The organism is Baekduia sp., assembly GCF_035996765.1.
Taxonomy (GTDB): domain Bacteria; phylum Actinomycetota; class Thermoleophilia; order Solirubrobacterales; family Solirubrobacteraceae; genus Baekduia.
The window spans coordinates 132,072-148,379 of the sequence record NZ_DASYJG010000035.1 but is presented as its reverse complement, the minus strand read 5'-3'; the positions used below and the strand labels follow the sequence as shown (position 1 = coordinate 148,379).

At 71.2% G+C, this 16,308-nt stretch carries 16 protein-coding genes, 2 tRNA genes and 1 riboswitch; of the genes, 3 read left to right on the top strand and 15 right to left on the bottom strand.

Features of this window, described 5'->3' with window-relative positions:
* On the bottom strand, nucleotides 1-619 hold a 619-nt coding region (locus tag VGO10_RS08190; protein WP_327467047.1), incomplete at its 3' end, for a helix-turn-helix domain-containing protein.
* A gap of 46 nt (nucleotides 620-665) precedes the next feature.
* On the opposite strand from VGO10_RS08190, the gene VGO10_RS08185 reads away from it, so the two are divergent.
* Complete coding sequence (locus VGO10_RS08185; RefSeq protein WP_327467046.1) at nucleotides 666-2,150, top strand: MFS transporter; 1,485 nt, start codon at nucleotides 666-668, stop codon at nucleotides 2,148-2,150.
* A 40-nt stretch (nucleotides 2,151-2,190) separates the two neighbouring features.
* Here the strand turns inward: VGO10_RS08185 and VGO10_RS08180 are convergent, their stop codons facing one another.
* From VGO10_RS08180 to VGO10_RS08130, 11 genes are all read right to left on the bottom strand, one after another.
* Entirely contained in the window at nucleotides 2,191-3,360 is a 1,170-nt protein-coding gene (locus tag VGO10_RS08180) for an acyltransferase (protein WP_327467044.1), read from the bottom strand.
* Between the two features lie 50 nt (nucleotides 3,361-3,410).
* Nucleotides 3,411-3,794: a hypothetical protein gene (locus tag VGO10_RS08175; protein ID WP_327467042.1), complete on the bottom strand. Its 384-nt coding sequence runs from the start codon at nucleotides 3,792-3,794 to the stop codon at nucleotides 3,411-3,413.
* 93 nt (nucleotides 3,795-3,887) lie between these two features.
* Complete coding sequence (locus VGO10_RS08170; RefSeq protein WP_349258929.1) at nucleotides 3,888-5,324, bottom strand: NAD(P)(+) transhydrogenase (Re/Si-specific) subunit beta; 1,437 nt, start codon at nucleotides 5,322-5,324, stop codon at nucleotides 3,888-3,890.
* A gap of 8 nt (nucleotides 5,325-5,332) precedes the next feature.
* Nucleotides 5,333-5,638, bottom strand: a complete 306-nt coding sequence (locus tag VGO10_RS08165) for an NAD(P) transhydrogenase subunit alpha (RefSeq protein WP_327467038.1) — start codon at nucleotides 5,636-5,638, stop codon at nucleotides 5,333-5,335.
* The gene (locus VGO10_RS08160; RefSeq protein WP_327467036.1) at nucleotides 5,639-6,724 is read right to left on the bottom strand and encodes a Re/Si-specific NAD(P)(+) transhydrogenase subunit alpha; all 1,086 of its coding nucleotides are present in this window, start codon (nucleotides 6,722-6,724) and stop codon (nucleotides 5,639-5,641) included. It abuts the gene before it with no gap.
* 171 nt (nucleotides 6,725-6,895) lie between these two features.
* Entirely contained in the window at nucleotides 6,896-7,786 is an 891-nt protein-coding gene (locus tag VGO10_RS08155) for a hypothetical protein (RefSeq protein ID WP_327467034.1), read from the bottom strand.
* Nucleotides 7,783-8,436, bottom strand: a complete 654-nt coding sequence (locus VGO10_RS08150) for a hypothetical protein (RefSeq protein WP_327467032.1) — start codon at nucleotides 8,434-8,436, stop codon at nucleotides 7,783-7,785. The genes VGO10_RS08155 and VGO10_RS08150 overlap by 4 nt, the downstream gene beginning before the upstream one ends.
* Nucleotides 8,433-10,127: an ABC transporter ATP-binding protein gene (locus VGO10_RS08145; RefSeq protein ID WP_327467030.1), complete on the bottom strand. Its 1,695-nt coding sequence runs from the start codon at nucleotides 10,125-10,127 to the stop codon at nucleotides 8,433-8,435. Before VGO10_RS08145 ends, VGO10_RS08150 begins: the two co-directional genes overlap by 4 nt.
* The gene (locus VGO10_RS08140) at nucleotides 10,124-10,999 is read right to left on the bottom strand and encodes an energy-coupling factor transporter transmembrane component T (protein WP_327467028.1); all 876 of its coding nucleotides are present in this window, start codon (nucleotides 10,997-10,999) and stop codon (nucleotides 10,124-10,126) included. The genes VGO10_RS08145 and VGO10_RS08140 overlap by 4 nt, the downstream gene beginning before the upstream one ends.
* Nucleotides 10,996-11,964: a DUF4430 domain-containing protein gene (locus VGO10_RS08135; protein WP_327467026.1), complete on the bottom strand. Its 969-nt coding sequence runs from the start codon at nucleotides 11,962-11,964 to the stop codon at nucleotides 10,996-10,998. Before VGO10_RS08135 ends, VGO10_RS08140 begins: the two co-directional genes overlap by 4 nt.
* A complete protein-coding gene (locus tag VGO10_RS08130) occupies nucleotides 11,957-13,165 on the bottom strand; it encodes a hypothetical protein (protein WP_327467024.1) in 1,209 nt (402 codons plus the stop codon). Before VGO10_RS08130 ends, VGO10_RS08135 begins: the two co-directional genes overlap by 8 nt.
* Before the next feature lie 31 nt (nucleotides 13,166-13,196).
* Nucleotides 13,197-13,384, bottom strand: a riboswitch (cobalamin riboswitch).
* Nucleotides 13,385-13,445: 61 nt separating this feature from the next.
* On the opposite strand from VGO10_RS08130, the gene VGO10_RS08125 reads away from it, so the two are divergent.
* On the top strand, nucleotides 13,446-14,000 hold the full coding sequence (locus tag VGO10_RS08125) for a cob(I)yrinic acid a,c-diamide adenosyltransferase (protein ID WP_327467023.1): 555 nt from the start codon (nucleotides 13,446-13,448) through the stop codon (nucleotides 13,998-14,000).
* Here the strand turns inward: VGO10_RS08125 and VGO10_RS08120 are convergent.
* From VGO10_RS08120 to VGO10_RS08110, 3 genes are all read right to left on the bottom strand, one after another.
* Nucleotides 13,987-14,841: a phosphatase PAP2 family protein gene (locus tag VGO10_RS08120; protein ID WP_327467022.1), complete on the bottom strand. Its 855-nt coding sequence runs from the start codon at nucleotides 14,839-14,841 to the stop codon at nucleotides 13,987-13,989. The two genes, VGO10_RS08125 and VGO10_RS08120, sit on opposite strands and share 14 nt — an antisense overlap.
* Nucleotides 14,842-15,114: 273 nt before the next feature.
* Nucleotides 15,115-15,864 carry a LamG domain-containing protein gene (locus tag VGO10_RS08115; RefSeq protein WP_327467021.1) on the bottom strand — a complete coding sequence of 250 codons (750 nt, stop codon included), beginning with the start codon at nucleotides 15,862-15,864 and terminating at the stop codon, nucleotides 15,115-15,117.
* Between the two features lie 160 nt (nucleotides 15,865-16,024).
* Nucleotides 16,025-16,097, bottom strand: a tRNA-Glu gene (locus VGO10_RS08110).
* Nucleotides 16,098-16,181: 84 nt separating this feature from the next.
* Here VGO10_RS08110 and VGO10_RS08105 point away from each other — a divergent pair.
* Nucleotides 16,182-16,265: transfer RNA gene (locus VGO10_RS08105), tRNA-Leu, on the top strand.
* Nucleotides 16,266-16,308: the final 43 nt, after the last annotated feature.

Genomic DNA, 16,308 nt, shown 5'->3' with positions numbered 1-16,308 from the left:
TGCTGCGGGGGCGGAGCATGTCGACCACCAGATCGAGGTATCGGCGCCAGTCAAAGCCAGGCGCGTGGTGGGTCATGGTGGCCGAGAGGCCGCACATGAGCATGCCGATGTCGGCTGCGGTCGCGTCCGCGCGGATGGTTCCGGCGCGCCGGGCTCGGTCGATCAGCTGCGAGGTGAGGCCCAGCAGCTCGGTTTGCTCGGCTGCGGCCTGGGTCCAGATCTGCTCGCCGGCGCCCGCGAGCACCTGTTGGGTGCCGGCGTCGCGCTCCAGCGCTTCGGCGTTGGCGCGCATCAGGTCGGTCAACACCTCAAACGGCTCGCCGTCGCGCTCCAGTGCGGCCCGCGCCTCGGCCGCGAAGAGCGTGAACTTCTCGCGCACCAGCTCGACCAGCAGCGCCTCTTTGGTCGGATAGTGCCGATACACCGTGCCCACGCCCACGCCCGCGCGGCGGGCGACGTCATCCATCTGCGCTTCGCCGCCGGACTCGGCGAACACCGCGCGGGCACCGCTGAGAATCCTCTCGCGGTTGCGGCGCGCATCGGAGCGCAGGGGGCGCTCGCTCTGGGTGGACGATGTGGTCACGGTGCGTTCACACGGCTCCTTGACAAGCGGAATCACGGTTCACTATAGTCGCATGGGCAAACGGAACCGGAGGTCAGCTTCCATGTCATCGCTCAGCCATACCGATACGCCCTCACTGACGCCCCGCGCGAAGAATCTCGCGCTCGTGCTGCTGGCGATGACGCAGTTCGTGATCGTGATCGACGCCTCGATCGTCAACGTCGCGCTGCCGTCGATTGGCGCTCACCTCCACTTCTCGCGGGATGACCTCACCTGGGTGGTGAACTCCTACACGCTGACCTTCGGCGGCTTCCTGCTGCTCGGCGGGCGCATGGCCGACCTGCTGGGGCGCCGCCGCATGTTCATGCTCGGCCTCGTGGTCTTCTCGCTGGCATCGCTGGCCGGTGGCCTCGCGCAATCGGAGACCTGGCTGATCGCGGCCCGCGCTGTCCAGGGGCTGGGCGCCGCGATCGTGTCGCCGGCGGCACTGTCGATCATCACCACTACGTTCGCGGACGGCGCGGAGCGCAACCGCGCGCTGGGTATCTGGGGTGCGGTCGCCGGCGCCGGCGGGGCCGCCGGCGTGCTTCTCGGCGGCGTCCTCACCAGCGCGTTGAGCTGGCGGTGGGTGCTGTTTGTCAATGTCCCGATCGGGCTGATCGCCGCGGCACTGGCCCCACGCATCTTGCTCGAGAGCCGCCGCGAGGCGGCCGGAAGCACCTTTGACATCCCTGGCGCGGTGACCGTCACCGCGGGCCTGGCGCTGCTGGTCTACGCCGTCGTCGAGGCGGTCAACGTCGGCTGGGGCGCGACGCGGACGATCGTCTGCCTGATCGTCGCGGTGCTGCTGCTGATCGCGTTCGTCGCGATCGAGCTGCGCCGCCGAGACCCGCTGGTGCCGTTCTCGATCTTCCGGCTGCGCACGCTGCGCGGAGCGGACATCGTCGGCCTGCTGATCGGCATGTCGCTGTTCTCGATGTTCTTCTTCATCTCGCTCTACCTGCAGCAGGTGCTGCACTACAGCGCGCTGAAGGCCGGCTTCTCCTACCTGCCGCTGGCGTTGGTCATCATCTTCTCGGCGGGGGCTGCGTCGCAGCTGGTCACGAAGATCGGCTTCAAGCCGTCGCTGATCATCGGGATGGTGTTCATCGCTGCCGGCCTGCTGTGGTTCTCACGCGTCTCGCCGGACGGCACCTACCTGGGCGACGTCCTGTTCCCGTCGATCCTCGCCGCGATCGGCCTCGGCTTCTCGTTCGTGCCGGTGACGATCGGCGCGGTGATGGGCACCAAGCCGCAGGAGGCGGGCCTGGCCTCGGGGCTGATCAACACCTCCCAGCAGGTCGGCGGCGCGCTCGGCCTGGCGATCCTGTCGTCGATCGCGACGAGCCGGACCACCACGGTCGCCGGCGGCGCGCGACCGGACGCGGCCGCGCTGACCGAGGGCTTTCAGACCGCGTTCCTGGTCGGCGCGGGCTTCGCGGTGACCGGCGCGATCCTGGCGGCCGTGCTGATCTCCTCGCGTGACAGCCGCGAGCAGGTCGAAGCGGCGCGCAGCGGGCAGCCTTCGCCGCTGCCGAACCCCGCGTAGGCGCAAGCCACAAAGCTGCGTGGCCCCTCTGCCGAGTGGGTCACGCCTTGACGGGGGCGGCGCGTGGTGGCGCCGCCCTCGTCGTCCTTTGCGCTACCTGGGCGCCCGCGGCGCGCGCCAGGCGGTGGCACGGGCGCTCGACGATGCGATGAAAGAGCTCGGCCCCGATCAGGGATGCCGGCACGGCGAGCGCCAGCAGCGTCGCGAACGGCGGCGCGTGTAAGCCGTAGGCAAAGGCCAGCACGATCGGGTGATGCACGAGGTAGAGGCTGAACGAGCGCGAGCCGAGCCATTGAACCGGCCGGGTTGCCAGCGGCCGGGCGACCGACCCGTACAGCAACGGACAGAGCACCGCCAGCCCGGCGCCCGCGACGACCAAAGCGCCGCCCGGCCCCATGGCGCGGACCGCGTCGGGCAGCCACAGGTCGGCGCTGAGGAGACAGAGACTCACGCCGACCGCGAGCACGGCGCCGCGGCCGGCGAGCCGCGTGCGCCACTCTCGGATCCGGGCCTCGTGCAGCGCGAGCACCACGCCAACGACGAACGGCGGCGCGAACATCAACGTCGCGTGACCGTGGGCGATGTCGACGGCCAGCAGCGCGGCGACGACCAGCGGCGCGGCCATCCGGCGCACCAGCCCTTCGGCGAGCAGCAGGATGGGCAGCGCCAGCGAGAAGAACACCTCCCAGCGCAACGACCACAACGCCCCGTTGAGGGTGCCCTCGCCGGCGCCCACGTGGTCGGGCAGGACCAGTGCCATGTCCCGGGCGACCTGGGACAGCCCCACCGGATGGGCGTACGTGTCGAGCCAGAAGCTGACGCCGGCGCCGCCGAGGCCCGTGGCACGCGGGATCAGCAGCAGCAGCGCTGCCGCAGGGATGAGCGAGAGCCAGACGGGCAGGTAGAGCCGTACGGACCGAGCGGCGTAGAACGCGCTGACCGTCGTCGGATGGGCGCGCAGGGCCCGGGTGAGCACGAAGCCGCTGAGCACGAAGAAGACGATCACGAACTCCGGCCCGGCCCAGAGGACGGCGAGCGGCGTCCGCATGAACCAGTGGGCCAGGCCGCCGGGATCGCCGCCGAGGCTCAACGTCTCGCTCAGTGCCGGGACGCTCGCCTCCACGATGTGCGAGAGCAGCACGACTAGCGCCGCGACGCCGCGCAGGCCGTCGAGGGCCGCCAGCCGGTCGTCGTCGCGAGCAGGGCTCATCTCTCGGGTAGTCGGCAGGGCCCCGGCGACCCGACAGCGGTGCGGCGGTCCTAGGCGACCGGCTCTCGCGGGCGCCAGCCATCACGGGCGCGGTCAAACGCGTCCCAGTCGATTGGCGTCGGCGGCTCGTCGTCGGGGCCGTCGCCACCTCCGCCGCCGTCGTCCCACCCATCGTCGTCATCGCGGCGGCGGGCCACCCAGGCCGCGAGGCAGAGCGCCTCGACCCCGCAGATGACAAACGCGCCGGCCATGCCGTCCTGGTTCTCCAGCAGCGCCTCACCGGCCAGGACGTAGAGGCAGATCGAGAGCCCGACAAGCGTCCGCGCGAGGCGCTCGTGCGCTCGGCGTGCGGGCACGCCGAGGAAGGCCCGGGCAACAGAGAGGACCAGCGCAACGGCGACGATGGCCTTGACCTCGAGCGGCACAGCGCTCACATAAGCGAGGCTACCCCCCTTGCGCGCGTTCGGAAAGTGATCCGATGCCAAGTCGGCACCGGATCGACAGGGTGAGCGGGGACCGTTTCCGGACTACAGCGCCTTGAGCTCCTCGGTGATGGCGGAGACCGAGCCCTTGGCGTCGCCGAAGAGCATGCTCGTCTTGGGGTTGACGAACAGCGGGTTGTCGATGCCGGCATAGCCGGAGCTCATCGAGCGCTTCAGCACGATGACGCTGGCGGAGTCGTCGACGTTGAGGATCGGCATCCCGTAGATCGGCGAGTCGGCCTTGTTGCGCGCGTCGGGGTTGGTCACGTCGTTGGCGCCGATGACCAGCGAGACGTCGACGCGCGGGAACTCCCCGTTGATGTCGTCCATCTCCTTGAGCTGGTCATACGGCACATCCGCCTCGGCAAGCAGCACGTTCATGTGGCCCGGCATCCGGCCCGCGACCGGGTGGATCGCGTACTTGACCTCGACGCCCTTGGCCTCCAGCAGCTTGGCCATCTCGCGCACGGCGTGCTGGGCCTGGGAGACGGCCATGCCGTAGCCCGGAACCACGACGACCAGGCGCGCGAAGGCCATCTGGATCGCGACGTCGGCGGCGCTGGTGGAGCGCACCGTGCCGCCCGACGCGCTGGTGGCGCCGGCCGCCGCCTCGACGGTCCCGCCGAAGCCGCCGGCGATCACCGACGTGATCGAGCGGTTCATCGCGACGGCCATCTGCTGGGTCAGCAGCGTGCCGGACGCGCCGACGATCATGCCGGCGACGATCAACGACGTGTTGTTCAGCGCGACGCCGGTGGCCGCGGCGCTCAGGCCCGTGAAGGCGTTGAGCAGCGAGATGACGACGGGCATGTCGGCGCCGCCGATCGGCAGCACGAGGAAGACGCCGAGCAGCGCGGAGGAGACCAGGATCCCGATGATCAGGATCTCGGAGTGCGAGCCGGCGACGATCGCGACGCCGCAGGCGACGGCGACGGCCCCGAGCGCCACGTTGATCAGCGACTGGATCTGGGCCGTGCCGATGACCTTCGAGCCGCCGTCGATCAGCTCCTGGAGCTTGCCGAACGCGATGTTGGAGCCCCAGAAGGAGACCGAGCCGACGATCGCGGCAAAGCAGCTGAAGATCGCGACGTAGGTCGGGACCTCGGCGAAGCCGCCGGACTCGCGGAACTCGACCCACGCGATCAGCGCGACCGCGCCACCGCCCACGCCGTTGAACAGCGCGACCATCTGCGGCATCTGGGTCATCTTGACCTGACGCGCCGCGGGCACGCCGACGGCGGTGCCGATCGCCACGCCGAGGATGATCAGGAAGATGTTGTTGACGTCGGGAACCAGCAGCGTCGCGATGACCGCGATGCCCATGCCGACGGCGGCGATGCGGTTGCCGCGCACCGCGGTCTTCGGCCCGGTCAGTCCGGAGAGGCCGTAGATGAACAGCGAGAAGCTGATGATGTAGAGGACCGCGCGGAAGTTGTAGTCCGTGATGAAGGAGGCGGTCACGGGCGTCAGCCCAGACGTCATTGACGCGATCACGCGTCGTCCCCCGCGTCGGCCTTGGGCTTGGCCTTGAACATCTCGAGCATCCGGTCGGTGACCAGGAAGCCGCCGACGACGTTGATCGTGCCGAAGGCGACCGCGATCACCAGCAGCAGCTTGTTGAGCGCGCCGTCGGCCAGACCGTTGACGAGCAGGATGATGCCGCCGAGGACGACGATCCCGTGGATCGCGTTGGTGCCCGACATCAGCGGCGTGTGCAGCGTGTTCGGGACCTTCGAGATGACGGCGTAGCCGACGAAGCCCGCCAGCACCAGGATCGCCAGGTTGGTGACCAACATCTACTGCACCTCTCCGTTCTTGACGACGCAGGCGCCGGCGACGATCTCGTCCTCGAAGTCGGGCGCGTAGGCCCCGGACTCGTCGTCGGCCAGCAGTTCGATGAGCGCCTGCAAGTTGCGCGCGTAGAGCGCGCTGGCGTGCTCGGGCATGGTCGCCGCGAGGTTCAGCGGCGAGACGATCGTGATGTTGTGCTTGACCACCGTCTCGCCCGGCTCGGTCAACTCGCAGTTGCCGCCCGTCTCCCCCGCGAGGTCGACGATGACGCTGCCGGGCTTCATGCCCTCCACAGCCTCGGCGGTGACCAGGCGCGGCGCCGGGCGACCCGGAACCAAGGCGGTGGTGATGACCACGTCAAAGCCCTTGATCGCGTCGGTCAGCGCCTGCTGCTGCTGGGCGCGCTCCTCGTCGGTCAGCTCGCGCGCGTAGCCGCCCTCGCCGGCGGCCTCGATCCCGAGGTCCAGCCACTTGGCGCCGAGCGACTCGACCTGCTCGGCCGTCTCGGGCCGCACGTCGTACCCGGTGGTCTGCGCGCCGAGGCGGCGCGCGGTGGCCAGCGCCTGCAGTCCGGCGACGCCGATGCCCAGGACCAGGACCTTGGCCGGCGGGATCGTGCCCGCCGCCGTCATCAACATGGGGTAGAACCGCGTCGCGTGGTCGGCGCCGAGCAGCGCCGACTTGTAGCCCGCGACGTTGGACTGCGAGCTCAGCGCGTCCATCGACTGGGCGCGCGAGATTCGCGGGATCGCCTCCATCGCAAAGGCCGTCGCACCGGTCTGGGCCACGGCCTGCAGGCCGTCGGGATTGCCACGCGGGTTCAGGAACCCGATCAGCGTCTTGCCCGCGGCCAGGTGCCCGAGCTCCCCGTCAGCCGGCGGCGCGACCTTGACGATCACTTCGGCGCCCCAGGGGTCGCCGATCGTCGCGCCAGCGTCGGTGAAGAGCGCGTCGGGGACCAGCGCGGCCTGTCCAGCCCCGCCTTCCACCACGACCTCATGACCCTTCGCGACGAGCTTTTTTACGACCTCGGGCACCAGCGCGACTCGCCGCTCACCCGCGATCGATTCCTTCGGGACACCGATCCGCATAAGAGCGCCGGACCCTATACGAGCAGGCGTTCGCGACGACGGCTCATGAGCCACTCCGCACATGCCATGGCGGCAGGCCGCGCCGCCATCGCCACCCTGCCCTGGCGTCGAGGGACGAGTTGTGGATTCTAGGGACCCACAACTCGTCCCTCGATGGCCCCGGGGTGGCGTTCAGCAGCGGCTGGGCGTGCGGTGCAGCGTGGTCACCGGCAGGTGGTGGCCGCTGAGGGCCACGACGGCGTCGTTGGTCGCCAGCACGCGGCTGCCGGCGTCGTTGCGCGTGAACTGGAAGGCGCCGCCGGGGCGCTGCAGCGAGGCCAGCGCGTGTGTCGCGCGGGTGTCGCGGCTGCCCATCGCGGCGGCGGCTTCGATCGCCAGCGCGGTCGAGTTGGCCTCGTTGCGATCGCGCCGGCCGAGGGCGAAGCCGCCGGCCGCCGTGCGCTGGGCGCGCAGCCAGCGCAGGCCGGCGCGCAGGGTGCCGTTGCCGGCCGAGACGCCAGCCGCCCGCGCGGCCAGGATCGCCATCGCGGTGCTCGTGACATCGTCGGCACGGCCGCCGGAGCGCGTCATGTTGAAGTTCCACCCGCCGGCCCCGCGGGCCTTCAGCAGCACGGTGATCGCGCGCTGCGACGGGCCTGCGTGCAGCGCATGTGCCCCGAGCATCGCGAGCGTCTGGTCGAAGATCGTGCTGCCGTAGCGACCTGCGCGCCCGTAGGACTGCAGGCGCGTGAGGAGATCGACGTTGCCGGCGCAACGCGCGCTGCCGCTGCGGGCGGCGGCAAGCGCGAGGATCGTCTTGCCGGTCGCACCGGCGGTGCGGGCGTAGCCGTTGGCGCCGGCGCGCAGCGCGCGGGCACGGCGCGCGGCCTCGGCCGACGGCAGGCGGCCAGCAGCGCGCAGGGCGACGACCGCGTCGGCGGCCATGCCGTCGGCACCGGGCTTGACGGCTGTCGAGAGCCAGGCGGCGCCCGTGCGCGCGGCGGAGCGGTCGGAGGCGTGAGCGGCGGGTGCAAACGCCGAGGTCAGCGCGAGGGTCGCCAGCAAGATGGTGATCTTGGTCATCGGGGAGGATCCGGGAGGGTCGGGAGCAGGGTCGGTGGCGCTGGGGTCCAGCGGACCTCGAGACGCGCGCGGTAGCGCCGCAGCACGCGCACGAGCGCGGGACCGAAGGCGAGGAAGAACACGACGTTGCCGACGGCGTGCGCAAGGTCGAACGGCAGGCCGGCAGCCTCGACCGCCGCCCATTGGCGCAGCGACGGCGTCCCACCGGCCGCGGTCAAGGTGGATAGGTTGGTCAGCGCGCCGAAGAAGAGCGCACACACGACGAGCAGCGCCGCGGTCGGGATCCGCGGCAGCCGGCCGCGCATGAGCAGCGCCCAGCCCGCGCCGATGACGCCGACGATGCCCCAGGCGACCATCTGCCACGGCGTCCACGGCCCCTGGCCGAAGACCAGGTTGGAGGACAACGCCGCCAGCGCGCCGACCGCGAAGCCGGGCGCGCCGCCCAGCACAAAGCCGGTCAAGAACACGATGTCGGTCGTCGGCTTGACGTTTGGCAGCGGCGCAAAGGCGATCCGGCCCAGCGCGGCGAGCGCGGCCAGCGTCGCGACCATGGCCAATACCTTGCTGGAGGGGTGCGTGCGCTCGTACCACGCGAAGCCGAGCCCGAGGACGAGCGCCAGCAGCGAGAAGGTGGTCAGCTGCCAGGTCACGGGACAACGACCTCCGTGTAATCGTGTTCGTGCAGGAGCGCCGCGCCGGCGTCGGGAAGCAACGCACGGCCACCGGTGACGCGCGCCGTCTCGGTCGCGAAGTACCAGCCGCCGGCCAGGACGGCGCCCGCCGGGCCGTCGGCGATCGGGCGGCCGTCGGCGAGCAAGATGATGCGGTCGGCGACCTCGGCGGCGAACTCGGGGTCGTGCGTGGCGACGACGATCGCGGCACCGCCCGCCGCAAAGCCCGCCAGCCGCTCGGTCAGCGCCGCCTTGGCGGCGCGGTCCATGCCGCGCGTCGGCTCATCGAGGCCGATGACCGCGGCGGGCTCCTCGGAGTCCAGGACGATGGCGAGCGCCAGCCGCTGGCGCTGACCACCGGAGAGATCGCGCGGGTGGCGGTCGAGCAGCTGGTCGAGACCGACGGCAGCCAACGCGCCGAGCGACGCCTCGTCGCCGACGCGCTCGTGCAGCAGGTAGTCGTTGGGATCCTGAAGCAGCAGCGCGACCCGCCCGGAGGCGCGCACCTTGCCGCGCGTCGGCGCCATCAGGCCGGCGGCGTGGCGCAACATGGTGGACTTGCCCGCGCCATTGCGCCCCATCAGCGCCACACGCTCGCCGGGCGCGATCGCCAGGTCGACGCCGCGCAGGACCACCGCGCCGCCGCGGCGCTCGTGCCAGACGCCGTCGAAGACGAGCGCGGCGTCGCGGCGCTCCTTGCGCCCCGGCCTCCGTGGCGCGCTCGCATCCTCACCCTCAACGCCATCGATCCCTCCCCCAGCGCGTCGAGGGACGACTGATGGCCGGCTATCGACCATCAGTCGTCCCTCGATGTCGGTGGAGGGTGCGTCGGCGTCGAGGTCGATGCCGCGGGCGCGCAGCGCGGCGCGCGCCTCCTTGACGCCCGAGGGCGGTGGTGTGATCCCGGCCGCTCGGAACATGCGGGCCGCCGGCGTCTGCAGCTCGGGCGCGGCGTCGCCGGCCCAGGCGAGGAACTCAGGTGGCGGCGCGTCGCAGGCGATGGCGCCGTCGGCCATCACCACGACGCGATCGGCGGCCGGCAGGCAGCGCTCCAGCCGGTGCTCGGCGAGGAGGATCGTCGTGCCCCACTCCTCGTTGAGCCGCCGCAGCAACCAGATCAGCTCGTCGCCGGCGACGGGATCGAGCTGCGAGGTCGGCTCGTCCAACAACACCAACTTGGGTCGCCCGGCCAGCGCTGCGCCGAGCGCCACGCGCTGCAGCTCACCGCCGCTCAGCTCGTTGGTCGCGCGCTCCAGCAGGTGCGCGATCCCGAGCGCAAGCGCCGCCTCCTCCACCCCGCGCGCGACGGCCGCCGGCCCATGGCCGCGATTCTCCAACGGGAACGCCAGCTCGGCGCGCACCGTCGTCAGCACGACCTGCGACTCGGGGTCCTGGAAGAGCGAGCCGGCGATGCGCGACAGCTCCGCCGGGCCGTGCTCGCGCGTGTCCATCCCGCCGACGCGCACCACACCGCCGAACGTCCCGCCATGAAAGTGCGGGACCAACCCGGAGGCCGCGCGCAACATGGTGGACTTGCCGCCGGCCGAGCGGCCGGCCAACACCACCATCTCGCCCTCCTGCACCCGCAGCGAGACGTCGCGCAGCGAGGGCGACGCCGCACCCGCGTAGGTGTAGGTGACGTGCTCGAGCTCCAAAATCGGCGGCGTCATGGCGCGATCCCCCGGCGGTCGACGAACGGCGCCAAGGCGACGACCGCGAGCACGACCGCGAGCGCCAACGCCTCTCCAACGCCCGCGCCCGTGATCTCCGGATACGGGTCGAAGGCCGCCACCGGCACCACGCGTGCGGCCACGGTCAACGCGACCAGCGCGACGGCCGATGCCAGGAACGCCTGGTCATGGCGCGACCACGGCCGGCCAGACCGCCCACCACGCCGTGCGCTGCCATAGCCCCGCACCTCCAGCGTCGCGGCGACGTCGAGCGCCCGATCCAGCGCGCCGCTGGCCACCGCGCGCAGGACGGCCAAGCGTGCCGTCGCACCCTCGCCGCCGCGATCAGCCCGGCAGCGCCGTGCCTCGTCGATGCGCTGGGCATCGGCGGCGAGCACCGGCACCAGCCGTGTCGCCAGCGTCGCCGCCAGCGCCGAGCGCACCGAGGCCCGGCGCAGGACGCGCAGCAGGTCGTCGGGATCGACCGCGACCGTGAAGACCGCGAACGCCGCGGCGACCGTCAGCAACCGCAGCCCGAAGAGCAACCCGTACACCAACGCCTCAAGCGTCAGGTCGACCTGCCCGAAGGGCGGGATCTCCCCCAGGCGGGCGAGGATCGTGAAGCCCTCGCGCACCACCAACATGTTGATGACCGCGATCGCCAGCGCCCACGGCACCATCCACAAGGTGATGCGCCCGACCTCGCGCACGACACCTGCAGCCGCCGCACCCGCCAAGACCACTAGCGTGAGGGCGACCAGCACGATCGGATGCTCAGCCGCCAATGCCGCCGCCGCGAGCGCCGCGCACCACGCGCCACCCGCCGCGGCGCGGGCCGCGTGCAGCGGGCTCGCGCGGCGGCGATACCTCACTGGCCGCGGTCCGGAAGTCCGATGGGCTTGCCGCCCGAGACGGCCACCGCGAAGTGCCCGTTCAACGCGCCCTCGTCGAGCGCGGCGGCCGCCGCAGCCACGCCGGCATCGTCGGTGCCGGTCACGATCCAGACCGGGTCGCTGACCTCGTCCTTGGCGTCCCTGACCTGCGTCGCGGCGATCAGACCGGTGCCCGCGCCGAGCGTCCGCGTAACGTGGCCGGCAGCATCGAGCAAGGCAATGGACTTGCCGTCGGCCGCAGGCTTGGCGTAGACGCCGCTCCCGGCCGGGCCCCGCTCGAGCAGCTTGGCCGTCGACTCATTGCGCAGCGCGCGCCACGGCCCGACGAGGATCCGCAGGGTGTCAACCACGAAGCTGTTGCCGACCCCACCGCGCGCGGCGACCTGTCCCAGATCCGACAGCTTGTCGGCGACGGTCTCGCAGACATCGCTCTGCGGCTCCGTGCACTCCACGCGCGCCGGCAGCCGGCGGCCGTCGATGCCGTGGAGGAACGGCTCGGGGAACGAGCCGACGACGGCTGGGACGTCGTCGGTGGCGCCCCAGTCGTGGTAGTCCCACCAGACGCGATCGCCCTGGTGGACCTTGATCGAGGTCGCGCCCTTGTCGGCCAGGACGCCGTTGACGTAGAAGAACCAGTCGGCCGGGGTGCCGCCGCTGCGACCGCCGCTGACGCCGTCAATCGACTGCACGAAGTTGCCGCCGAAGCGCGTCGTCACCTTCGGCGCGTTGCGCTGCAGCAGGCGCATCACGGTGTCCGAGCCGCCGGTCTTCGGCTGGTCGGTCTGGACGATCGGCTCGGCGCCGAAGTCCTTGGACACCAACAGCTCGGTATCGCTCGCCTTCGGTCCCGCGCCCAGGCCGCAGCCGGCGACCACCGCCGCCGCCAACGAGGCGGCAGCGGCGGTCGCGAGCGCGCGGCCATGGGCGCGGGACCAGCTAGGCAACGAAGAACACCACGCGCGAACTGCCGCGGGCCAGCGACTTGGTGGTGTTGCCGGCCTTGTCGGTGACCTCCACGTCGAGGACGTAGCGGCCGCGGCCGAGCTTGGACGGGAGCAGGTAGGTGAAGTCCTGCTTGGCACCAACCGAGAACCACACGCCGTGCGTCGCGCCGCACTTCTTCAACGCCTTGAACTTCTCGGTCTTGCCGTCATAGGTCGCGCACTTGCGGCCATCGGTGCGCGTGAGACGCAGACGGACGTCGGCGAGGCCGGAGCCGTCGTTGGCGACCTTGCCCGCCAGTTCACGCGGGCCGGTGCCCTTCTTGTACTTCTTGCCCTCCGAGACGCCGGTGATCGCCGCGTCGGCCACCACCTTGTCGGGCGAGCCGCAGAAGCCGTCGTGGCCGTTGGTCACGCAGGGCTGCGGCGGACCGATCGGCGGCGTGCCGCAGCCATCGCTGCTGACCGGGCAGGGGCGCAGCGACGTCCCGCAGCGGCCGTCGCTGCCGGTCGTGGCGCAGCCGACGATCCGGCCGGGCGCGCGCTTGTCCTTGGTCACGACCAGCGTGTAGGGACCGCCACCGACGGTCACGGATGCCTTGCCGTCCGCGCCGGTCGTGACGGCCGCGACGCCGCCGCTGACCGTCGCGCCGGCCGACGGCGAGAACGCCGTGTTGGTCGGTGACCCGGCGTCGTCATAGGTCGTGTCGGTGTTCGTCGCCGTCACGCTGAACGCCAGGCCGGGCACGGCGGTGACCGGCGCGTCGAGCAGCACCGGGTCGTCAAAGCCCTTGTCGACATGGAAGGCGCCGAAGCCGGCGCTGGCGTACCAGAGGATCTTGTCGCCGTCATGGACCGGGGCCGTGCAGCCATAGTCAGCACGAGCGACGCCGTTGACGACGAACACCCAGCCGGCGTCGCCGGGGATGAACGGGTGATCCTCAGCGAGGATGCGGGTTGCGCCGTACTGGCTCCCGGCCCAATCTCCCTTGGTCACGGCATCCACCGCGCCGAGGACATTGTCGCCGTCCGGGCAGATCTCCTCGCCATCCTTGGAGACCGTCGCCGGCGTGGTGACCACTGTCGGCGGCACGATGGCGCTGAGCCCTTCGATCTCGACGGTCACCTTCGCCGCCATCGCCGGGCTCGCGGATGCTGCGAGCATGAGGCCTCCTACCAGGAGGCCGAGGATCTTCTTCGTCATGTGGGAACCAACCCTTGCCACGAGGGCGTCGAGTCCTTGTTGGTCGGAGGCAGGTCTCCTGGCTCCCGGGCCTCTCCTCGTCCGCGCCTTCCCGGGCTTGATTCCCAGTGGCTGCGTCGCGCTGGCGCGACACGTGCGGCGAGGCACTCGCCCGGTCACAGTGGCGGGTCCGCGTCGGATTTGCACCGACTTCCCTTGGCCACCGACCCTGATTTGCTCGACGATCCTACCGCTCCGGGCGCCTCGGAGGCGGGCCGGCGGCGATAGCCTCCGACTCACGATGACCGTCAACCTCACCCGGATCTACACCAAGCTCGGCGACGGCGGCGAGACGCACCTCGGCGACATGAGCCGGGTGCCAAAGACGCACCCGCGCATCGAGGCGTACGGGGTCGTCGACGAGCTCAACGCGCAGCTCGGGGTCACGCTCACGCTCCCCGATCTCCCCGAGCAGCAAGCGACGTGGCTGCGACGGATCCAGAACGACCTCTTCGACGTCGGCGCCGACCTCGCCGTGCCGCACGGCGGCGACCGCGAGCGGCTGCGCGTCGACGAGGGTTACACGTCGTGGCTAGAGGGCGCCTGCGACGAGGTCAACGCCACGCTGGCGCCGCTGAAGTCCTTCGTGCTGCCCGGCGGGACGCCCGCCGCCGCGCACCTGCACGTCTGCCGCACGGTCTGCCGGCGCGCCGAGCGCCGGGCGATCCTGGTGCAGGACGGCAACCCCGAGGTCGTGCGCTACCTCAACCGGCTCTCGGACCTGCTCTTCATCCTGAGCCGCGCGGCCAACGGCGGCGACGAGCCGCTGTGGGAGCCGGGCGCTACGAAGGCGTAGACGAGGCGCGGAAGCCCGAGCCGATCACACCGGCCAGCAGCGCCGCGAGGACCGCGATCGCTATCGCGCCGGCCACGAAGGTCGTGTGCGCGGCCGCGTAGTCCAGGATGGCGCGCGGCCGCGCGAGCGCCACCCCGGCAGCCGCCCCCGCACCGACCAGCGCGACGCCGAGCGCGGGGACGAGGTCGACCGGGCGGCTGCCCGCCTCCACCCCGCGGCGGCTCGGCCAGCGGCGCTCGCTGAACGCGATCGCCGAGACCGCGAGCAGCACGTAGGTCGCGGCGACCAGGTAGCCGCCGAAGACGTCGGACGGGAAGTGCCAGCCGAGCGTGAGGATCGCGTAGGCGACGGCGACCGCGAAGGCGCCGCCGATGGCCGCGACCGTCGGGCGAGCGCGCGGCGGCGCGGCGATCACGGCGCAGAGCGCCATCGTCATCGCCGCCGTCGAGTGGCCCGAGGGCCACGAGGCGGCCGCGATCTGGGAGTGATGGAGCCACTCGTCAAAGCGCTGGGTGGCCAACAGGTGCTTGAGCGCCTCGGTGGTCGTTCCGGTCGCGAGGAAGAGCAGCGGGATCGCTGCCGCGACGCGCGCGCGGCCGCGCGCCAAGGCGATCAGCGCGAGCACGAGGCCGGTCAGCGCGTAGGGCCCCGGGTCGGCGAGGTGCGCGATCGTGTTCAGCGCCGGCGTCAGGTGCGGCGCGTTGAGGTCGACGAAGCCGTTGAGCGTCCTGGCGTCGCCTTGGCGCGTGAGCGGGACCAGCTTGGCGAGCACGCCGGTGATCGCGAGGGCGATCGCGGTCAGCGTGGCGAGCAGCAGCGGTGGTCCGGGGCGGCGCAACATGGCGTCCGCTCACGGTAGCCGCGAAGGATCAAGGCTCGATGAAGCGCGCTCTCGCGGCCGGTTCGCGCACATCTGCCGGACCGGCTCTGGACGCCGTTCGCGTCGCTTGAGAGCCTCGCATCGTCCCCTGGCTGGAGACGCACGAACCCGCACCGGACCGCGGTCGCTAGGCACGACCTGTCCGGAGTGAAGGAGGCGCGGCGGACGGCACCCGAGGGCTCGCGGCCCGTCGGGTGCCGTCGCCGCAGCCTCCGCTGCGGTCGGGGGGTGGACCTAGCGCAGCGGCTTGGGGAACAGGAGCGACAGCGCCGACCAGTACTTGTCGATCGGCAGCGCCTGGCTGAAGATCGCCACGTCGTCGATGTCACCCGTGTAGTACAGGTCGCAGGTGCCGAGATAGCCGCCGATGCCGCCATCGCCGGTCGTCGGCATGTTGTAGTCGATGGTGCCGCCGGTGTCGGTCGAGCCGGGGATCAGCTTGCCGTCGACGAACAGCTTGGCGGTGGTGCCGTCCCAGGTACCGGCGACGTGGTGCCACTTGCCGTTGTAGACGTTGTCCTGGTTGGCGAGGCCGGAGTAGCGCTCATGGCCCGTCGTGTCGTACATGTAGAAGCGCAGGCCGCCCGAGTAGGTCGAGTAGAGACCGTAGGAAGCGGCGTCGCAGTTCGACGCGCCCTTGCTGATGATGTAGCGGTTGGTGCCCGGCGAGCCCGAGGCGCGGATCCACGCCGAGACCGTGATGTTCTGCGGCTCCAGCGCCGACGAGTCGGGAATGCGCACGAAGTCGTTGCCGTCGAAGCGCAGCGCGGAGCCGAACAGGAAGCCCTTGATCCAGGTTGGATCGTTGGCATCGACGCCGGGCGTCGAGCCAAGCGTGCCGTTGTTGCCCTTGCCGGACAGGTCGTGGATGGTCTGGCCGGAGCCTTCGTACATGGGCCACCAGCCCGAGACCGAATCCAAGAGCCCGGCAGAAGCCGTGGCCGGCACCACGAAACCCGCGGCGAGCACGCCGGCCGCAAGCATGCGTGCAGCGGCGGGACGGAGAGAACGACGATTCATCCTTGACATGCGCAGGATTCTTGCCGCATTGGCACGTGCACGCTACTGGCCGGAAGTCAAGACCTGGCCCCATGCGATTGGTCCGTCAACGACGAAACCCCCGGAAGGCCGGGGGTTTCTGGAGTACCGCCACGGGGATTCGAACCCCGGTTTCCGCCGTGAGAGGGCAGCGTCCTAGTCCCCTAGACGATGGCGGCCTGGGGGTGTCCATCCTAGCAAGCACGCAGGAGGCCACGTCTGGACGCTGAGCGCCCGGTGAGCGATATGCTCGCCTGACGCCAGCGGATGTGGCGGAATTGGTAGACGCGCGGCGTTCAGGTCGCCGTGGGAGCAATCCCGTGGAGGTTCGAGTCCTCTCATCCGCATCGCGCAGAAGGGCCCTCTTCGGAGGGTCCTTCTGCGTTGAGA

Excerpts from the sequence above, each read along its gene's own strand:
- VGO10_RS08145 (WP_327467030.1), bottom strand. The coding sequence starts at position 10,127 with ATGACGCCGCCGATTTTGGAGCTCGAGCACGTCACCTACACCTACGCG.
- VGO10_RS08125 (WP_327467023.1), top strand. The coding sequence starts at position 13,446 with ATGACCGTCAACCTCACCCGGATCTACACCAAGCTCGGCGACGGCGGC.
- VGO10_RS08130 (WP_327467024.1), bottom strand. The coding sequence starts at position 13,165 with ATGACGAAGAAGATCCTCGGCCTCCTGGTAGGAGGCCTCATGCTCGCA.
- VGO10_RS08185 (WP_327467046.1), top strand. The coding sequence starts at position 666 with ATGTCATCGCTCAGCCATACCGATACGCCCTCACTGACGCCCCGCGCG.
- VGO10_RS08120 (WP_327467022.1), bottom strand. The coding sequence starts at position 14,841 with ATGTTGCGCCGCCCCGGACCACCGCTGCTGCTCGCCACGCTGACCGCG.
- VGO10_RS08115 (WP_327467021.1), bottom strand. The coding sequence starts at position 15,864 with ATGCTTGCGGCCGGCGTGCTCGCCGCGGGTTTCGTGGTGCCGGCCACG.
- VGO10_RS08160 (WP_327467036.1), bottom strand. The coding sequence starts at position 6,724 with ATGCGGATCGGTGTCCCGAAGGAATCGATCGCGGGTGAGCGGCGAGTC.
- VGO10_RS08180 (WP_327467044.1), bottom strand. The coding sequence starts at position 3,360 with ATGAGCCCTGCTCGCGACGACGACCGGCTGGCGGCCCTCGACGGCCTG.
- VGO10_RS08155 (WP_327467034.1), bottom strand. The coding sequence starts at position 7,786 with ATGACCAAGATCACCATCTTGCTGGCGACCCTCGCGCTGACCTCGGCG.
- VGO10_RS08170 (WP_349258929.1), bottom strand. The coding sequence starts at position 5,324 with ATGACGTCTGGGCTGACGCCCGTGACCGCCTCCTTCATCACGGACTAC.
- VGO10_RS08165 (WP_327467038.1), bottom strand. The coding sequence starts at position 5,638 with ATGTTGGTCACCAACCTGGCGATCCTGGTGCTGGCGGGCTTCGTCGGC.